Origin of the sequence: Chryseobacterium artocarpi (genome assembly GCF_001684975.1) — a bacterium.
GTDB lineage: Bacteria > Bacteroidota > Bacteroidia > Flavobacteriales > Weeksellaceae > Chryseobacterium > Chryseobacterium artocarpi.
The window spans coordinates 609,192-626,043 of record NZ_MAYH01000023.1; the positions used below are offsets into that span (position 1 = coordinate 609,192).

Here is a 16,852-nt window from a genome sequence, read left to right on the forward strand (position 1 = left end):
CTTTTTTATTTGGCTAAAGCCAATGGGTTTTTATTTTTCTTTTGAGCGGGCTAAAGCCCACTCCTAGTGAATATTGTCTCACGTGGATTTTGCGGATACCGCAGATTCTTTTTTTGTCATTGATGATATAGAATCTTCATTCATGCAATTTATAAAACCTCATGAAACTTCCGTGGATCAGGATGCTGAAAAACATACTCCAGTTCTTCGATAAGCTTTGAAGATAGAATTGTCTTTCCTTTCATTTCCGATATTTCTACTGAATCTTCTATATTTTTCTGGGCATTAATCACCTGAGATTTTATAGGATGAATCGGGGCTGTTACGTTATACAATTTTGACAAGCTTTCCTGGTCAATCATTTTTGAGATAATACCAACGATATCTTCATAATGGATATGATTTACAACATGATCAGGATTGCTTATTTTATAGTTCTTCAGGAGTCTGTTATCCCCCATCAGTCCGCCTAATCTTAAAATATTAATCTGTGGATATTTATTCCTCATCATTCTTTCTCCTGAAACTTGTTCTACCGAAACATCTTCCTCTGTAAAGCTCTTTGAAAGATCCGGATAGACGCCCGTAGAACTCATTAAAAACATTTGTCCTTTAAAATCACCAACGAATCCTGATAAGTTTTGAATCCTGTTGTATAAAGAACTTACACAACAGCTTTTCCCAGAGATCGGAATAGTAATAATCAACACATCAAGTTCTTCCAAAGCATCCCATCTTGAAATTGGCTCAGGAAGCTGATAATCTGGGAAACTTGCAACTATTGCCCTCAATCCTTTTATATTAAGTTGATCAACTTTTTCCTGAGTAGTTGTAGTAGCATATATTGAGCATTTACCGGACATAGAGTTCGCAATCCTCTCTCCTAACCATCCGTATCCTATGATCCCTATTTTTTTCATATTGCTGATTGATTTTGCGCTAATAATATTTCATCCAAAGCATTCATTAATTCCTTTTTCTTTTCTTCATTGAGATGAAAACAACTTTGTACTGCTTCTGGAATATGTTTTGCCTGTTCTTTCAGCATTTTACCATCCTCTGTCAAATTGATGAGTACTACTCTTTCATCATCCATACTTCGGGTTCTGCTAAGTAGTCTATTTTTTTCCATTCTTTTCAGCAAAGGTGTTAATGTTCCGTTATCCAGATGAAGGTATTCACCAATTTTACTTATATTCATTTCTCCGTTTTCCCATAATACCAGCATAACCAGGTATTGAGGATAGGTAAGAGAAATTTCATCCAGATAAGGTTTGTATAATCCTGTAATATACCTTGAAACAGCATAGGTTTTAAAGCATAAATGTTCTGAGAAGGCTATCATAATTTATTTTAAAAGAACAAAAATACTTAAATTATTTTGCACACAATATATTTGCTTCAAATATTAATTAATAATTCCTCACTATCATCACTTCAAAAAATACTACACTTAAGGGTGTTTTTTCTATTATTATCCTATTTTTTTAATCAATCACGTATATTAATTTCACTTTTTGATTAATTTAGTCAAAACGAATTCTTAAAAACTAACCTCGAATATGAAAACCACTAAACTATCAGAACTATCCTATGATGAGTTGCTAAAAGAAGAAAAGAAACGAAAAGCTATATTTATTTTCTATAGCATTTTATGGGGAATTATGATATTGGCTTCTCTTTATACCACTATAAAAAAGGGAACAACTGCCATCACCTTTTTACCGGTCTCATTCTTACCTATCTTTCTTTTTTTCTGGAAAAGTCAAAAAGATGTGTGTAACGAAATTAAGTCTCGTAAGTCTAACTAAGAAATCTTCAAAAGTGAACCATACATGTTTAAACTGTAACCAGCCTGTCACTACTAATTATTGTGGCAGCTGCGGACAAAAATCCAGCACTCACAGATATTCTTTAAGACATTTCATAGAACATGATCTTATCCACGGGGTATGGCATGTAGATAGAGGAATTTTGTACACGATAAAAGAGTTATTCACAAGACCAGGAAACAGTGTCAGGGAATATATCCTTGGAAAAAGAGCCAATTATTTCAACGTCATCACGCTTTTACTATTAACAGCTACCATTTCATCGATACTTTCACATTATTCAAATCTGGAATATAGTGTTTTAGTATCTGATACGATTAAGGATAAAATGGTTTCCATACAGGAATTAATGACTTCTTATCTGAAAATTTTTCTATTGCTTATGATCCCTTTCAACGCTATTTTCAGTTATATTTGGTTTCGAAAAGCTGGCTTTAATTATTCTGAACATCTTGTTCTCAATGCCTATAAAACAGCCGCTGAAATGGTAGCTACAGTAGTTTTAACACTAGTTACTTTATTCTTTGATAAATCTGCAGCCCTTGTCAGTTCGTATCTTATGGTATTCTTTATATTCAGTCTTATCTATGGAATATGGTTTTATTCTCAGTTTTTCTCCCCATCAGGATATTCTAAAGCAGGTCTGGTTTTCAGAAGTCTTATGATTCCTTTTTCCTTTATGATCTTCCAATCTTGTGTCGGCTATATCTGGGGGCTTATTTCCTCTATTTTAAATACATAAACTTATTTAATAAAAAAGGCTTCCCAATCAGGAAGCCTTTAACACCATATCAACTATAATAAAACTTATTATCAAATTAAAACTCATTGATCATCACATAAAAATGATTTGAGTACAGACTGTTTGCATTCCCTGAAATATTGGTAAGGTTAATGGCAATACTCGAAGTAGATGTCAGCCTTGGATTAGAGATGGAAAATGTTGAATTTCCTGCAAAATCTCCTGCCGGAGAAACCACAACTACAGCTCTTGTAGAACCTGGTTGAAACCCTACCGGTACAGCAATATCCAATGTTTTAGATTTTCCCGGAGGCAAATTATTAATAGATACATCAGCCCATACTTCAAAAGTAATCTGATTTTTCTGTATGCTTCCTTTCTCACCAAGTTTATATTGTCCGTTTACATCCAGCTTTGCAGAAGTATTCGGAGCACCAGTACCAATACCTACATTCGCATTATTATTTCCCAAAACAATGGCATTGGCTTGTGAGGTGGTGGCTCCATATCCTATAGCTGTAGAATATTGCCCCAAAGCATTAGCTTCTGAACCTAAAGCAGTTGAATTTTCTTTATTAGTTAAAGCATTATACCCTAACGCTGTTTCACTATTTGTATTTGTTTTCGCATTATATCCCAATGCGATAGATTGAAATCCTCCCGCAGAAGCATTATTTCCAATTGCAGTAGATTCATTTTTACTCGTTTGGGCATTATATCCGATAGCTGTTGACTTAAAAGCTCCTGCAGTCGATTTATTCCCGATTGCCAAAGCATCATTTGCAGAAACAGCAGCTGCACTACCAATAGAAATCCCTTGAAATGCGGAACTTGAACTTCCGATGGCAATACCATTCTGACCGGCATTTGCTCCCAATCCAAAGCTTACAGAGTTATCTACTCCTAATCTTCCTGCGATGGAAGCATTTACTTTAAAGATAAGATCATCCATTGTTTTTGTTCCCAATGACAATGCTGTATTGGCACCGCTATAGTTTCCACTGTTTTCTCCCGTCGTATTCCAGCCTGTCCCGTTATCAGTTTTATTCATTGTACTGGAATCTGTAGATATTTTATTCCATTTTGATTCATACCAATAATAAAATCCGACTTCTGTAAGACCGGCTTTTCCGTTATTCCATACGATAAGTCCGTCAGCCGGAGAAGGGATAGTAATGTTATCTGTACTAGATGCTAAAGCTATACTTGGTAAAAGCACTCCTTTATCTTTAGAATCTACATGAAGCATTGCAGAACGATCCGGACTAGGTAATCCAATCCCAATCTGAGCACTCGCAATCATAGTAAAAAATAAAAAAAGAAGGCTTAAGGTATGTTTATATTTTCTCTGCATCACATGTGTTTTTTGAGGATGCAAATATACAAACTTTTTAACAAATCAACTATTTTATTGAAAATTCAATAATTTAAAACACTTTAAAGTGACTAAATAAGACACTACTCACCAAAAGATGAAAAATACTAATTTACAATAACTTAAAAACCCTTTTAATGATAAGCATTTGAAAACAGCCACCGCTATACATTTAATAATCAACAATTATATAATCATTAAAAAAATCACCATAAAAAGAATAAAACACAATTCATTATTCTCTTATAAAACAACTTTCAATGTGATCATTTATCATACCTGTAGCCTGCATATGAGCATAAACAACCGTGGAACCAACAAATTTTAATCCTCTTTTCTTAAGATCTTTTGAAATTGCATCAGATATTTCAGTAGTAGCCGGAATATCTTGCAATGTATTGGGTCTGCTGTCTAATGGTTTTCCTCCTATAAAACCCCAGATATATTTTGAGAAGCTTCCAAATTCTTTTTGAACCTCAATGAACTTTTGTGCGTTTGTGACAGTTGCTAAAATTTTAAGTCTGTTTCTGATAATTCCTGCATTGTTCATGAGTTCTTCAATTTTTTGATCTGAATAAGCCGCGATTTTTTGATAATCAAAATGATCAAATGCTTCTCTGAAGTTCTCTCTTTTAGATAATATAGTATACCAGCTCAGTCCAGCCTGGAAACTTTCGAGAACAAGGAACTCAAATATGGTTTCATCATCATATACGGGTCTTCCCCACTCTTCATCATGATATTTTCTATAAAGGTCATCTTTCTCACACCAGCCGCAACGTATTTTTTCCATAATTATCAGATTTATTAAATAAAGGTAAGATGATTTAGAAAAAGATAACAAAAGATTATGAAAAATTTAACAAAGCACCCCGGTTTTAGGAATGGTTATTGTTTAATCAATACTACCAAACCTAATTTATAGTATTATGAACAATTCAGATTACAACAAAGCGGAAAATGCAGTAAACAATGTAGAAAATTCTTTACAGAATGCAGCGGACAATACGAAATGGAAAATCAATGAATTGGCAGACAAAGCCAAGGATTATATCAATGAAAAACGAAATAATGACCAGGAAGCAAGTCAGGAGGATTGGCTGGACAGGGTAAAAGCTAATGTATCAGATGCCTGGGAAGATATTAAGGACAAAGCTGATGAGGCATGGGAAAAAACCAAAGATGCGGCAGAGGATGTAAAGGCAGAATGGAATAAGAAAACCAATTAAAATTTCAGTCATATAAATATTTTCAAGATAAATGGAGTCTTATAATCGATAAGGCTCCATTTTTATTATGTCATAACTACAATTATTGCTACATTTGTAGTTCAATAAACATTAAAAAATTATGTCATACGGTTTACTTAAAGGCAAAAAGGGAATTATATTTGGAGCTCTTAATGAACAATCTATCGCATGGAAAGTTGCTGAAAGATGTCATGAAGAAGGTGCGGAATTCATCTTATCGAATGCTCCTATCGCTATGAGAATGGGAGAGCTTAATGCTTTAGCTGAAAAAACAGGATCTGAAGTAATAGGTGCTGATGCTACTTCTATAGAAGATCTTGAAAAGCTTTTTGATGCTGCTGTTGCTAAATTTGGTAAAATAGACTTTATTCTTCACTCTATAGGAATGTCCGTAAATGTAAGAAAAGGGAAACATTATACAGAAATGAACTACGACTGGTTAGAAAAAGGCTGGGACGTTTCTGCTGTATCATTCCATAAAGTAATGCGTGTGGCTTGGGAAAAAGACTGTATGAATGAATGGGGAAGCATCCTTGCTCTTACTTATATTGCAGCTCAGAGAACTTTCCCTGACTATAATGATATGTCTGATAACAAGGCGTATCTTGAAAGTATTGCAAGAACTTTTGGTAACTACTGGGGTGAAAGAAAAGTACGTGTAAACACAGTTTCTCAGTCTCCTACTCCTACTACAGCCGGTAGCGGTGTAAAAGGTTTCGGAGGTTTCTTAGGATATGCTGACGATATGTCTCCACTAGGAAATGCTACAGCTTTAGACTGTGCCAACTACTGTGTGACTTTATTCTCTGATCTTACTAAGAAAGTAACAATGCAGAATCTTTTCCATGATGGAGGTTTCAGCAGTACAGGTGTTACTCAGAAGGTGATCAGTAAATACGACGCTGAATAATAATATTTCAATATATTACATAAATTAAAAACCGCAATACATTTTAATAATGTGTTGCGGTTTTGTTTTATGGAATCCGATAGTATTAAAATTATTTTATTTTTCTGAATCGATACTCTTTATCAATTTCAAAAATTTCAGATACTTCGATAGGTATACTATTATCTCCCTCCATTCCATCTTTAAAATTTCTTCCATATGAACTTGTTATTGAAATATGCTTACCGTCAAAATAATTAATCTTTTTTTCAGTAGATTCATTCCAACTTGCAATTACTAGATTTGATTTTATTACTTTATTCCGGGAATCATAAATTGTCCAAAGCAATTCTTCACTATGTAAATCAAAATGATGTAAATAACAAAGTATCCAAATGTTATTAGAAACTTTTATTTTATAACCTGCATAGTATTTACTTTTTAAATAAGATTTTTCATATATAGTTTCATTTACAGGATATAGAAAAACATTAGAAATAACATCATAGGGAATTAATATTGATCGATAAATTTTAGAAAGATCATCAGTACAATTGTCTGTTTTCTCTATGAAATTATTTTCAATATTAATAATATCAAAATCTTTTGATTCATAATTTTCCATTTTTTCATTTACTATGTTGTTTAAAGCTTTCTTCTGGTCATTGTTTGAACATGACACTATAATTAATAAAATAAAAATAAATGCTTTCATACTAATTAAGGATGTATTTCCTAAGGTTTTAAAGGAATTTTAGTTACTATACTATATTCTAAAACTTTGTATCCCTTAGACTCTAATTCCTTAACATAATAATCACAACCTAAAATTGTTACATTATATCTGTTATGAAAAGATTTAATAATCTGCTCGTACTTATTCGAATTACTATATTTATAAACAGCTCGATTGTTTTTATCGAAGATTATTGAATGATTTATTGTTTGAAATGGATTTAAAATAATCAAATCTTCACGACATGATGTATCGTTTCTAGAATAATACCCATTTTTAAAATACAAATATGGATCTAATATTTTCCCATTTTCCAGAACAAAAGATTTACCATAAAAACCTAAAGGATCAATAATATAGGTATTATTAGTATTATTTTTTATAATCTCCTCTATGACCTCTGTGGATTGGGAATCAATGTGGGTTAATGGAAATATAATATCAACATCTTTTCCTTTATTCAATTTAATTTGATTCGAGCAATAAATAAACAAAAGACAAAAAGGTAATATAACAATTTTTTTCATAATTTAAATTTAATGATTGTAGGTTGTGCTATAGGTTTAGCTTTTCCGAAATTAAGTTTTAAAAATATTCTTAAATATTTTATCTTTAAGAGAGGACTTAGTTCTCAAAAAAAGCTCCAACAGTTTATAATAGGAGCTTTTATAATTATAGATAATCGCTATTTATTGGCATCATTCTGAGAGATACTTAAAAATAAACTATCTTCTATCACAGGTTGCGCCACAAATTTTGTTTTACCAAAATTTAACTTTGAAAACCTTCTTAAATATTCTCCTTCAGGATATTTACCTTTCAATATTTTACTATAAGGATAATAATTTTGCTTAAATTTCGAAGAATAATTATGAATTGGAGGAGTTTGTTTAATAATTAATTTATACTTTATTTTCATTTTTTCATTTTTTTGTAAATAAAATATAGAATCTCCATCACCTGGCATTATTTGATTTATTACATCAGTCATACCTCTATTTGACAAATCGGCAATTCTAATACTGTCTAATTTTCTTTGATAAAATTTAGAAAACTGATCATTCTGTATTATTGCATGTACATTTATGGGAAAGTCTTTCTCTTTTCCACCCTGAGTAGAAAAATCTTTGAAGTTCTTATCACCAAATTCAAGTGTATTTGGAGCAGGAAAAATAATATCATAAGAAGTATTATTTTCAAAGATAAGAGTCAATTCATTTTTATTTTTGCTATACTTTAAGGTCAAAACACTATCTTTTTTTGATTCCTGTTTACAAGAAATCACACAGAATATTGTTAATAAAATTAATGTGATTTTTTTCATTTTAAAGTACTTTTAAATATTTTTTATATCCAATTGTAATGAATCCGCCTCACAGCTGAGACAGATTCATTCAAGTTATAATGTTCTTATTTTAATAATTTGTATTCTTTTCGGAAACTTTTATAAATAAGCTATCTTCTATTACTGGTTGTAATACAAATTTTGCTTTACCAAAATTAAGCTTAGAAAATTTCGTTATATAATCTCTTTCTAAATAATTTTCTTGAATGCCTCTTGGATAAGGGTAATAAATTTGTTTATATTTTGAAGGAATAGCTGTTCGCTGAATTTTTAGTTTATATAATACTTTTAAATAACTATTCTTTTTTAAATAAAACACAGAGTGTCCATCAGAAGGACGTTTTAAATCAATAAGAACCTGCATTTTTTCATCTATTAATGTTTTGATATAAAGACTATCTAATATTTTCTGGTAATATTTATCAGATTGATTAGGCTCTATTACTCCATAAACATTTTGGTAATCTTTATTATTAAGACTTTCAAATTCTATAGCATTAGGTGCTAAAAATATGATATCAGTATTTGTATTATTTTTAAAATTGAGTATTATATCTTTAATATTTCTTGCATAAGATAAATTAAATGTATTTGTTTTACTCTTTTCTTTATTACAGGACAATAGAAAAAAGGAAGAAAAAAATATTAAAACTAAAAGATTTTTCATTTTAAAATATTTTGAATTTTGAAGAAAAGGCTGCCTTTTTTGACAGCCCTCATTTTACTCTTTAATAAATTTTGAAAGTTCATCCGGTATTGGAGGTAGTTTTCTCAAATCTTTAACAAAAGTTGTTTTATCCCTTTTTACAACTAAAATATTAGTTTCTTGATAATCTGTATTATAGAACCATAATCTACCTTGATTGTCAATATAAATAGTCCATTTCATATAATTACTAATTGGAACATTAATATTTCTCTGATATAATAAATTATTGTAATAGTCGAAAACCCCATAAATAATTGTATCATCCTTGAATTCTTTTACAACAATACTAAAATCCCTGAAATAATATATTCCAGGCGAGCTAATAAATGTATTTTCCTTAACAAATACGCCTAAATTTTTATCATTTTTTGCATAACTATTACTCCTATCGCAACTAATTATTAGAAATAGCATTAAAATTATTGTAATTTTTCCCATTCTTTATTTTTTATGATAATTGTTTGAATCCATTTAATAGTAATCCAGTAGTCTTTGGGCTTAGCAACAGCTCTTGTAATTCCATTGAAAATTCTATCCATTAAAAAATGTTTATTATAATTTATCTGATCGGTCCATTTCAAATTAAATTGAAAAATATATGAATCATTTTTTATATCATAATTCCCTCTCATATCATAACTAAAATATTGAGTTCCATGTAGCATTCCATAACCTGTATTATAAGAGTTATCTATTTCGAACCAGAAGTTACCTGAAGTCTCAGAATGTTTAGTTTTTTTCTCAGAATACATAGTATAACTTCGTGCTATAGCTCTTTTACGAAGTTCATACTGTAAAAATCCATTTTTACTCATATATGTAGTCCAGCCTTTATCATAACTAAAATTTAATTTTTTCCCAGAGCCTCCTAACCAATGATTCAATAGCTCTTCACCCTTTTCGTCAAAAAACCAAGGTGCGACTGGATTTTCTTGTTCAAAGTTATTTAATCCACTTCCTTCATCATTATGGTTTGGAGAAATAATATATTTATACCCGGTATTTATCCCAGATCCAGGAGTAATCCTATTATCAAATACATCAGCACTATAAGATAAACCTCCAATAGCACCACCTAGGAAATTCCCTCCACTAAAAGCAGAATTTAATCCTCCTGAAACAATTCCTGGTAAATAATTCTTAATAGCTCCTACATTATTGGATATGTTACCTATAGTACCTCCAATTGCCGCCCCACCAATAGCGCCTCCCACTACTGCACTCCATGACTTCTGCCAATTCCATTTTGTAGGATTCCAGTTACCGTTATTGGCAGCTACACCATTTAAATACCCTCCTACTAATGCGCCTGCTAACCACATCCAAAATTCTCCATCAGGATCGTTGTACATTAACGGATTATTCATCACATATCCGTACTTATTATAGTTCTGGGTATTGGTAGGGTCTTGTATATTCTCATCTGCATTTAGGAATCTTCTTAATAATGGATCATACAACCTGCCATTCATGTGAATAATCCCTACCTCGGCAAAGTGTTCATGACCGGTATAGCCACGGTCAACTAACAATAAGGTATTGTCAATAACATTTTTATCCATGATAACGGGGGTGTTTCCGCACTGTAAATGTGTAAGATTTCCCCAGGCATCGAAATGTCTCTGCTCAAGCCTATTCCCTGATTCATCACTTATAGCGAGGATACTTCCTAAATAGTCTTTGTGAAGAAATTTATAAGATCCTTCTGTCTGACCAAAGTCCTTCAAATATACGATGTTTGATTCATAAGGGCTTCCCTCGATATATAGAATGTGCTTTTCTTCGTTGCTTGCTTGATTTATAATTACTTCAAAACTTCCATCTTCACTATAAAGCTTTGTTATAGTATTTTTCCATATCGGAGCATTAGGATCTACAATATCCGTTCTACTGGTGCTCAATGCAAATTCGATTGAACTACTGTTTTGTTTAAGTTTTAAAATATCCACTTTCTGTCTCATATTGCCAAGACCGTATCTAAATTTAATCTGATTTTTTTCTCCATTTATCTGTACTGGATCGTTATTTTCATTATAAGTAATGGTTTGAATCAAATCACCATTATAATTTTGCGTTCCTGCCGTATTTAAAGTCATACCCGTTGGTTGGTAAATTTTATCAGAATTTTCAAACTTAATATTTCCTATCTGATCATTTTGGGTAATTCTCCCTTTACTATCATAAACATTTCTATCTGAAGATGGCTTAATTCCGGTTATTGGGTTACTCCAGTTGATAAGGCGATTATTATCATCATAATCAAAAGATTCAGTAATATTAAAGTCTCCGCTTGTTGTTCTGGCTCTCAACTCGTTCTTTATAGCATCAAAAGAATAGGACAATTGAAGAATAGAAGGCTTAATAGCTGATGAGTGATTAGTATTAGTTAAGAAACCATTTACATCATAAGAATTCTTAATTTCCGCTTCTCCTAATTTTGTTTTTAATGCCTGACCTTTAACATTAGTTTCTTTAAGCTCCCATAAGACTTTACCAGAGTTTTTATCTTTGGTCTGATAAAGCTCTCCGTTCCATGCGCTGTAAACATTTTCTATAGCAACCTTGGTAGTTATCCCACCCTGCAATTCTTTTTCAAAGGAAACTATCCTTCCTTTATCATCATAGGTGATTCCTTTTTGGGTATAATTTCTTCCATAGCTACTTTCTGAATTTGATAATAATCTTCCCTGAGGATCATATGTAAAATCAGAACTAAACTCCTGTCCCTGTGCAATACCAGATTTTTTAATAAGCAGACCTTTAGCATTATATATAAAAGAAATATTTTTATTGGTTGCTTGTCCTGCGTCTGTTATTGAAAGTTCTTTTTGAGAAATTAACTGTCCTGATTTGTTATAGATATATTCTTTAGTTCCTTTAGGACTTATAATCTTGGTGGGCTGCCCAAACCCATTATACTGATATTTGTATAGCCCATTTGAAGGATCATTAAACTCAGATTTCCTTCCCCATTTATCATATTTGGTAGTCACTATATTTTCTCCATATTTAGCCTGAATTTGCTTTCCAATGGCATTATAGGAAAACTGTATTGTTCCTCCTTTATCTGTAGTGGCAATGATATTACCTAAAGCATCTGCTGTTTTGGAAGTTGTTCTCTGGTATCCATTAATATTAAGCTCTTTAACAGTTGTTGTCAAACCTGAGACCATCGTTTCTGTTTGTTTACCATTGAAAGCGGTAGTCGTAACTTTGGCAGGAAATACAGAATCATCATAAATAATAGTATTCCATTGGTTTGCGCTCTGTCCTTCGAAATAGGGTTCAGATTCTTTTGTTTTTCTTCCTAATATATCATACTGAATATCTTTAGATACAAATTTCCCTTGTTCAAAAGCTTTTGTAGAAGTCCGATACTCCTGCCCCAGTTTATTAGTAAATACTTTCGTAATATTTCCATCCGATTCATTCTGGGTAATAGTAACATTATAATTGGTATCCTTATCATAAGCATAAGTAGTCTTTCCTATTAAATTATTGGCTGAGGTTAAGAGCTTACCCCAATTATCGTACGTATTTGTAATGATATTCCCCAATGGATCTGTTTGTGTTAATATCTGCCCTAAATCATTATAAGTAAAATTTGTTTCCAGTCCTAAATTATCAGTTTTCTTTATAACAAATCTACCAGTAGAATCAAATTCTGAGCTTTCAGTTTGTTTAGGTCCATCATTTACATTAATAGCACTATTATTACCTATTTTGATTGTCTTTTTAATAATATTTCCAAATCCATCATACATAAACTCATTCACTATGCCATTATTTAGATTATGAATATCTGCTCCTGGAATAATTCCAATCATTTTTACAAGATTATTTTCGTAAATGTATAATTCCATTGTTTTATGATTATCAGAATATGCATTGTTCTCATTTACTTTAACAGTAACTCTTCCTATATAATAATCTTTTCCTTGTCCGGAAGGGTTATTAGCATATGTAAATTGCTGGCTTGATACACCTATATTTCCATTAACAGATGTTTTTGAAATAGAAGGCAAATAATACTGACCGTAAGTAATTGTATTTTCAGTAACAACATTAGTCAAAAAGTCTTTATTTCTACTTGTTTTTGGAAGAAGAGATGTAACTATTTTAGCTTTGTCTGCGTCTGATATGTTTGCCACTGTCTGACCGTTTAAAAGTTTATCTTTTTGATAGGTTATGGTGGAAAGGCTCAATAATTGTAAGTTATTTTCAGAAAGGTCTTCCGGAAATATTTTGGATTCTTCATTGGTCTTGATTTTCCATTCTTTAACGGGAACACCATCATTAGCAGGATCAATCTCTACTCCAGACCATACTTTTGTATTTTCAAATCCTTCTGCATACCATGATGAGCGTGCTGTTTTTCTAAATCCTATCATTCCTCTTCCAAGAATATTAGACGTAAGCCCTCTGTATCTGAAATCCTGTTTCAGTTTCTTATCTGAAGTAGTAGATTGACTAAGCTCTGAAACAACATACATTCCTGTTGATTGATTAATTTCAACATAAGGATAGCTTTCAGTTTTAACCCCGTCATATAATCCCGGATTCTTGATTTTATCTAATTGCTTGTAGGTAATATCAGTAGTTACCCCTCCTTGTATGATACTCTTAATACGTCCCTCCATTGAAATATCAAAGAAATTGCATGACTTTGTATATTGCCCTTTACCGTAATCAAGATCAACTTCTCCAATAGATCCCATCACAATTTTTTTTAACATCGCTCCTGTCCACAGATCAGCAGGAACTCCTATAAAGTCTGATTTACCAACAGCTAATTGCCCAGTATGGTTATTAGCAGTAAAATACGTGATATAATCACTATTATATCCATAAATATCATTTACAGTACTGTAATCACCTTCAAAAATTGAAAAAACCTTAAAGGTGAACCTTATTTCTTCTTTATAAGCTGCTCCAAAAGTGCTGTCTCCTGCCCAATATCTGTAATAAAATCTTTGAGATTGAAGGTTAACTAAATCTGTTTTTCCATCATTGTTAATATCGTAAGCTACAAATGTTCGGGGATTGTACACTTTAATGTTTTCATTCAATTCTGTAAGTATCTGACGAGTTTTTGCCTGTCGTTCAAAAGCTATCATTTCTTCTTTAAAGCCATTTCCTTTTGATGTATAGATATACCACAAGGCAGAAGTAACATCAGCTGTCATCATAAGATCACTAAGTCCATCGCCATTAAAATCACCAACTAAACTGTCTTCCCATACTCCTTTAATGATTTCATTGTTGGAAGGATTAAAAGGAGATAAACTAGAAATATACTTTCCTGAGGTATTTTTCTGAAAAGTGATCAAAAATGGTTTTTTATTTGAATCTATTCTTAGAAAATCAAACAAACCATCTCCATTGAAATCTCCAGTTTTATAAATTTCAAATATATCCTGATCTCTTTTATCATAATCAAAAGAAAGATGCAAGGGATAAAACCAGTTATTCCCCTGAATAGTTTCATCTAGATCAATTACATAATAACGTTTATGTTCATCACATTTTGTTGGTCTTTTATTCGGTCCTTCTAAAATTTCACAAGATTTATCATTAAGCATTAATACTAACTCACTTAAGCCATCCCCATTGAAATCTATATTTTTTAGATTATTAATAGTCGTAACTGTCCCATCTATTGAAATTCCATAAGTATTGTCATAATCAGAATTTGCTATAACTTTTCTATGGTTTAAAACCAATTGATTATTTTCTCCAATACTATAAAATAATAGCTCAAGATCAAATTTGGACGTAGTTGAATTTTTAACTTTTTGATATATGACAAATCCTTGCCTATTATGGATTAAATTTTCTTTTTTTAAGTTCACAGCTACTGCTTCTTTTAAACCTAATAAAGTACTCTCTATAAATTGTGGAATATTATTAGAAACATCAAGGGTAAGTGAATAGAAGTTTTTATAGAGATATAAGCCTTTTTGTGGTATTTTATCAGATATTACAGAGTGATACCTTAATAAATCAAGATTGCCATCTCCATCAAAATCCCCTATTACATCAGTATCACTATTAGGCTTTAATGTTGTCCCTGCTTTCCAATCATGCCGATTTGCAGTATATGGATTATATGATTTTTCGTAAATGAAATGAGCTGGGGTAGTTTCTTCATCATCACTGTTTAAAACGGTTATTTTTTCCAGATACCTATAAAGAGTTTTCTGGTAATCTGTTTTATAGATTAGCTTATACTTTTTATGTTGTTTTCCTTTTGTAGTAACAGTAATAGATTCAAGTAATTTAGATTGAGAAAATTCACTCCCTTTTATATAGGCTGTCTCTGACTTAGGTCTTGCTTGGAAAGTGAACATCATTTTATTAATAGACGGAGTATTTTGAGTTTCATTTCCTCCCCATTCAATATTATTGATAACAGCAACATTATTTTCCAGTATATAATCATAAGTAATATAGTTACCGTTGGTATCTTTTGATTTTACAATGTAATAATCTAAAGGAGTTCTTGCATTACTATTTCCCGAAGAGATTGCACCATACCATACCTGAGAACCATTTTCAAGAGTAACCTCCCAATATTCAGGACCCTGCCATGGCTGCCCTGCAATAGCCCCTACTGACTTAATCTTTATATTGGAGTATTTTTCAGTTATATATTCTGCACCATCCTTGCCATATTCTCCCGATTTTAAAATGAGCCTTTGCCCACCGAAGCTGTAGTAATCTGAATAATCTAATTGTACTCCCTTCATGACTCCATCTTTTTCAAGACTTTTACCCGTTCTTGAAATAGATGCTATTCCGGAAATATTCCATCCATAACCGGCAAGTCCGTTTCCGGCACCACTTACATAGGTAAGATTAACATCGGGCACCAAATTTTTTATACCGGGTGGAGTTTCAATAGCTAATGTATACTGAAGCTGTCCTGCTGAGGTAACCTCTATATTTCCTTTGGTATCATGGAATTTTTGTGTTTGTGTATTCTGTGAAAATCCCAGTATCGAAATACAGGATAACAGAAAGCTCGAAAATAATTTTATTTTCCTTCTATTAGAATTCATTAATTTGTGTTTTAGAATTATCTTTTGGTAATATTTTTACTCAAAGTTCTTCCGTCTTTTAAAGTAAAACGAAGCACATACACTCCCCAGCTATATCCCGTCATATTAATCTTCAGCTGATTATTAAGCTCCGGAATGTTCTGTTGTTGAAATTTCCAATGTACTGTACTGTGCTGATATAATGAAACAGATTCTATGAGCTCATTTACTTCATCTGTCCAATCGATAGTCAGCACATCATTAACAGGCACGGGATACAAACGGATCTGCTTCCAGAATGCTTTTTCATCCATGACTAATAGAGAGTTAGTGTCAACTGTTTTTACCAAAGATTCAGGTTCTTGTCTTGCACTAGCATTTAAGCCGCGGTACCTTTGATTACCTGCTTCATCATATTTAAAATAGACTTCTGTTTGTTGGGCTGATACGCCTAAAGAAGTGCATAAGAATAATGCACCGAAATAGTTTTTTTTCATTGTTGTTTTGAAATATTGTTTTTTTTGACGTTAATTTAAATATTTATCAACAATTAAAAACACAGTATTTTCACAAAACCTTCAATAAAAACTATGCAAAAACATCACGAAACAAACATTAAATCTATCAAAATCAATCAAATAGACAATTAGAAAAAATATTAAAAATGAAAAAACAAAAAATAAAAGGATTATAAAATGTTTAAATTTAACACAAAATCATTATACTTTTCACAACAAAAATAAAATTCATTTAATTTTTGCAGTATACGTTAAGCTAATCATTCGTTAAAACAATCATTCTTTTCACATTATTTTTGAGATAAAATCTATTTCGAAAGAATTAGAGAAAAAAGATCATAAGAAAATAGGAAAACAAGATATGTATCCGAAAACAAAAATAAGTGAATTCAACTGATTTTAACTTGTTCACAAAA

15 protein-coding genes are annotated in these 16,852 nt (G+C 31.5%); 4 read left to right on the forward strand and 11 right to left on the reverse strand.

Annotation, left to right across the window (positions count from 1 at the left end):
• Window positions 1–149: 149 nt before the first annotated feature.
• Window positions 150–920 carry a Rossmann-fold NAD(P)-binding domain-containing protein gene (locus BBI01_RS10815; RefSeq protein WP_065394668.1) on the reverse strand — a complete coding sequence of 257 codons (771 nt, stop codon included), beginning with the start codon at window positions 918–920 and terminating at the stop codon, window positions 150–152.
• A complete protein-coding gene (locus BBI01_RS10820; protein ID WP_065394669.1) occupies window positions 917–1,345 on the reverse strand; it encodes a MarR family winged helix-turn-helix transcriptional regulator in 429 nt (142 codons plus the stop codon). Before BBI01_RS10820 ends, BBI01_RS10815 begins: the two co-directional genes overlap by 4 nt.
• A gap of 217 nt (window positions 1,346–1,562) precedes the next feature.
• On the opposite strand from BBI01_RS10820, the gene BBI01_RS22540 reads away from it, so the two are divergent.
• Together BBI01_RS22540 and BBI01_RS10825 are read left to right on the forward strand one after the other, a co-directional pair.
• Complete coding sequence (locus BBI01_RS22540; RefSeq protein ID WP_123862135.1) at window positions 1,563–1,811, forward strand: hypothetical protein; 249 nt, start codon at window positions 1,563–1,565, stop codon at window positions 1,809–1,811.
• Window positions 1,812–1,824: 13 nt separating this feature from the next.
• Window positions 1,825–2,574 (forward strand): DUF3667 domain-containing protein, encoded by a 750-nt coding sequence (locus BBI01_RS10825; RefSeq protein ID WP_065394837.1) that lies wholly within the window; start codon window positions 1,825–1,827, stop codon window positions 2,572–2,574.
• Between the two features lie 76 nt (window positions 2,575–2,650).
• On the opposite strand, the gene BBI01_RS10830 is transcribed toward BBI01_RS10825, so the two are convergent.
• Both BBI01_RS10830 and BBI01_RS10835 read right to left on the reverse strand, forming a co-directional pair.
• A complete protein-coding gene (locus tag BBI01_RS10830; protein WP_065394670.1) occupies window positions 2,651–3,928 on the reverse strand; it encodes a phage tail-like protein in 1,278 nt (425 codons plus the stop codon).
• Between the two features lie 256 nt (window positions 3,929–4,184).
• Window positions 4,185–4,742, reverse strand: a complete 558-nt coding sequence (locus BBI01_RS10835; RefSeq protein WP_065394671.1) for a DNA-3-methyladenine glycosylase I — start codon at window positions 4,740–4,742, stop codon at window positions 4,185–4,187.
• A gap of 136 nt (window positions 4,743–4,878) precedes the next feature.
• On the opposite strand from BBI01_RS10835, the gene BBI01_RS10840 reads away from it, so the two are divergent.
• Window positions 4,879–5,178: a DUF883 domain-containing protein gene (locus tag BBI01_RS10840; protein WP_076552300.1), complete on the forward strand. Its 300-nt coding sequence runs from the start codon at window positions 4,879–4,881 to the stop codon at window positions 5,176–5,178.
• Between the two features lie 121 nt (window positions 5,179–5,299).
• Entirely contained in the window at window positions 5,300–6,109 is an 810-nt protein-coding gene (locus BBI01_RS10845; protein ID WP_065394672.1) for an enoyl-ACP reductase FabI, read from the forward strand.
• A gap of 91 nt (window positions 6,110–6,200) precedes the next feature.
• Here the strand turns inward: BBI01_RS10845 and BBI01_RS10850 are convergent, their stop codons facing one another.
• The 7 genes from BBI01_RS10850 to BBI01_RS10880 form a co-directional block, all read right to left on the reverse strand.
• On the reverse strand, window positions 6,201–6,803 hold the full coding sequence (locus tag BBI01_RS10850; RefSeq protein WP_065394673.1) for a hypothetical protein: 603 nt from the start codon (window positions 6,801–6,803) through the stop codon (window positions 6,201–6,203).
• Window positions 6,804–6,823: 20 nt separating this feature from the next.
• Window positions 6,824–7,351, reverse strand: coding sequence for a hypothetical protein (locus BBI01_RS10855; RefSeq protein ID WP_065394674.1), 528 nt, complete (start codon window positions 7,349–7,351; stop codon window positions 6,824–6,826).
• Window positions 7,352–7,509: 158 nt separating this feature from the next.
• Window positions 7,510–8,148, reverse strand: a complete 639-nt coding sequence (locus BBI01_RS10860) for a hypothetical protein (RefSeq protein WP_065394675.1) — start codon at window positions 8,146–8,148, stop codon at window positions 7,510–7,512.
• A 91-nt stretch (window positions 8,149–8,239) separates the two neighbouring features.
• Entirely contained in the window at window positions 8,240–8,836 is a 597-nt protein-coding gene (locus BBI01_RS10865) for a hypothetical protein (protein WP_065394676.1), read from the reverse strand.
• 54 nt (window positions 8,837–8,890) lie between these two features.
• Entirely contained in the window at window positions 8,891–9,316 is a 426-nt protein-coding gene (locus BBI01_RS10870; protein WP_065394677.1) for a hypothetical protein, read from the reverse strand.
• Window positions 9,298–15,939 (reverse strand): RHS repeat-associated core domain-containing protein, encoded by a 6,642-nt coding sequence (locus BBI01_RS10875; RefSeq protein WP_065394678.1) that lies wholly within the window; start codon window positions 15,937–15,939, stop codon window positions 9,298–9,300. The genes BBI01_RS10870 and BBI01_RS10875 overlap by 19 nt, the downstream gene beginning before the upstream one ends.
• Window positions 15,940–15,956: 17 nt before the next feature.
• Window positions 15,957–16,415, reverse strand: coding sequence for a T9SS type A sorting domain-containing protein (locus tag BBI01_RS10880; RefSeq protein ID WP_065394679.1), 459 nt, complete (start codon window positions 16,413–16,415; stop codon window positions 15,957–15,959).
• Window positions 16,416–16,852: the final 437 nt, after the last annotated feature.

Excerpts from the sequence above, each read along its gene's own strand:
- BBI01_RS10815 (WP_065394668.1), bottom strand. The coding sequence starts at position 920 with ATGAAAAAAATAGGGATCATAGGATACGGATGGTTAGGAGAGAGGATT.
- BBI01_RS10820 (WP_065394669.1), bottom strand. The coding sequence starts at position 1,345 with ATGATAGCCTTCTCAGAACATTTATGCTTTAAAACCTATGCTGTTTCA.
- BBI01_RS22540 (WP_123862135.1), top strand. The coding sequence starts at position 1,563 with ATGAAAACCACTAAACTATCAGAACTATCCTATGATGAGTTGCTAAAA.
- BBI01_RS10830 (WP_065394670.1), bottom strand. The coding sequence starts at position 3,928 with ATGCAGAGAAAATATAAACATACCTTAAGCCTTCTTTTTTTATTTTTT.
- BBI01_RS10835 (WP_065394671.1), bottom strand. The coding sequence starts at position 4,742 with ATGGAAAAAATACGTTGCGGCTGGTGTGAGAAAGATGACCTTTATAGA.
- BBI01_RS10840 (WP_076552300.1), top strand. The coding sequence starts at position 4,879 with ATGAACAATTCAGATTACAACAAAGCGGAAAATGCAGTAAACAATGTA.
- BBI01_RS10845 (WP_065394672.1), top strand. The coding sequence starts at position 5,300 with ATGTCATACGGTTTACTTAAAGGCAAAAAGGGAATTATATTTGGAGCT.
- BBI01_RS10850 (WP_065394673.1), bottom strand. The coding sequence starts at position 6,803 with ATGAAAGCATTTATTTTTATTTTATTAATTATAGTGTCATGTTCAAAC.
- BBI01_RS10855 (WP_065394674.1), bottom strand. The coding sequence starts at position 7,351 with ATGAAAAAAATTGTTATATTACCTTTTTGTCTTTTGTTTATTTATTGC.
- BBI01_RS10860 (WP_065394675.1), bottom strand. The coding sequence starts at position 8,148 with ATGAAAAAAATCACATTAATTTTATTAACAATATTCTGTGTGATTTCT.
- BBI01_RS10865 (WP_065394676.1), bottom strand. The coding sequence starts at position 8,836 with ATGAAAAATCTTTTAGTTTTAATATTTTTTTCTTCCTTTTTTCTATTG.
- BBI01_RS10870 (WP_065394677.1), bottom strand. The coding sequence starts at position 9,316 with ATGGGAAAAATTACAATAATTTTAATGCTATTTCTAATAATTAGTTGC.
- BBI01_RS10875 (WP_065394678.1), bottom strand. The coding sequence starts at position 15,939 with ATGAATTCTAATAGAAGGAAAATAAAATTATTTTCGAGCTTTCTGTTA.
- BBI01_RS10880 (WP_065394679.1), bottom strand. The coding sequence starts at position 16,415 with ATGAAAAAAAACTATTTCGGTGCATTATTCTTATGCACTTCTTTAGGC.